This window comes from Endozoicomonas sp. SESOKO4 (assembly GCF_024606275.1).
Window position 1 is genome coordinate 1 of the sequence record NZ_JAHHPS010000615.1, and the last position, 1577, is coordinate 1577.

Below are 1577 nucleotides of genomic sequence, written 5' to 3' on the forward strand. Positions count from 1 at the left end.
ATGAATCATGGAATGAGTTCACCCGTGAACTTAAAATGCACAATAGTTTGCACCACTTATTTTCAGATCAGGATTTCGCCAGCGAAATACCTTTAAGTAAAGGTTTATTTTCTATTTCTGCGGATATCATTAATAAAAGATTGGAAGATGAGCTCGAAATATTTGAAGGTCACATACACGGTTATTGTTTCTCAGCTTCAAAAGATTATGTTAATTATGCATGCCAATTAGACCCATCAAATTCCAAAAACCCTCATTACAGGTCCGAAGAAGGGTTAAAAAAAGCAGCTATTGATATCGGGAAGTATGCAAGATATGGACTGTCATTCGATAGCCTTATTAAATCGCAGCATACAAAAGATTTATGTGTTGCATGGTCAGGTCTGTCAAAATGGATGACTTTAGGGCAACTGAGTTCTTATCATTTTTGCAATAATGAAGCTTTTCCCGGATCAATTTGTAACTGGGTAGAAGACACTGAGCGCTCAGATTTATCCTGGTCCGGTTTGAGAGATCTTGGTGACAGCCAAATATTTGAAACTACATTGCACAGCCTGCCCCCTGAAAATGCTTTAAATGTTAAATTTTTTCCAAAAGTCGGAAACCTGTTAGCTTTTTTTAATGCGCTTATGGATAATATCGTTGCCATTGTTATTGTTTATGCTCGTGGAAAACGTTTATCCCATGAGTTTCATTACCAAAATCCTAAAGCTGTCGAAGATGTACAAAGATTCATCGGAGATATTCTTGAGCATTTTATCCGGGGATATTATGCAACCGATACAATAAGCTTACAGCAAGCTCTTGAGTTGGATAATACAGAGTTCGAAAAATGGCTACATAGAACCTCATTAGAAATAGTCTATTGGTCAGCTATGCAGCCGTATGAAATGACAGAGGATTTTTTTATTTCTAGACATGATCACAAATACCAGAACTATTTCTTACATATCAATCAGAATAAAAGACCAGATCCAGAGATAATGAAAACTTCAAACGAAATCCATAATCATTCACTTTCTCATAAAACGGCTGATGGTAGAAAATATAATTTTGGACTTGCACATATGTATGGTTTTCCCTTGCAGGCTCTTATAAAAGGGCTGTGCAAATTATCTATAAACATTCTGGAAAACAGTCACCCTCCCCATGATTCTCAATCAGTTTTGGCAGGCTGCACTAATCAATAACGATCAATTGTTGCTTGGCCGATACGGGGGATTCTCCAACCAATAGCAAATACAAAACCACCGTCACTTTAATTTGCCAAGAATCACAATTCTACTAAAGTCCATACTCTGCATTGTAAATAGACGTTATAGAATGAGAGCACTTTACTTCACGCTGTTTTTTTCATGAAATGCTCTCTGGCAGGAGATTTTACGGAAGCCATTAGGGAAAATAATTTTAACAAAGTAAAAGAATTAATGGGCCAAGGTTATCAACTTGAATATGATCAGGATGCATTGCCCGATGCACTTTGCTTTGGATCACTGGAAATGCTTATTTTTCTGCTAAATAATGGTGCAAACTATTGTGCATTTTAAGTTCACGGGTGAACTCATTCCATGATTCAT

2 protein-coding genes are annotated in these 1577 nt (G+C 36.7%); both read left to right on the top strand.

Going from position 1 to position 1577, the window contains the following annotated elements; translation table 11 throughout:
- A partial coding sequence (locus KDK16_RS11970) for a hypothetical protein (RefSeq protein ID WP_257276297.1) occupies positions 1-1190 on the top strand: 1190 nt, incomplete at its 5' end.
- A gap of 165 nt (positions 1191-1355) precedes the next feature.
- Positions 1356-1547, top strand: coding sequence for a hypothetical protein (locus KDK16_RS11975; protein WP_257276298.1), 192 nt, complete (start codon positions 1356-1358; stop codon positions 1545-1547).
- Positions 1548-1577: the final 30 nt, after the last annotated feature.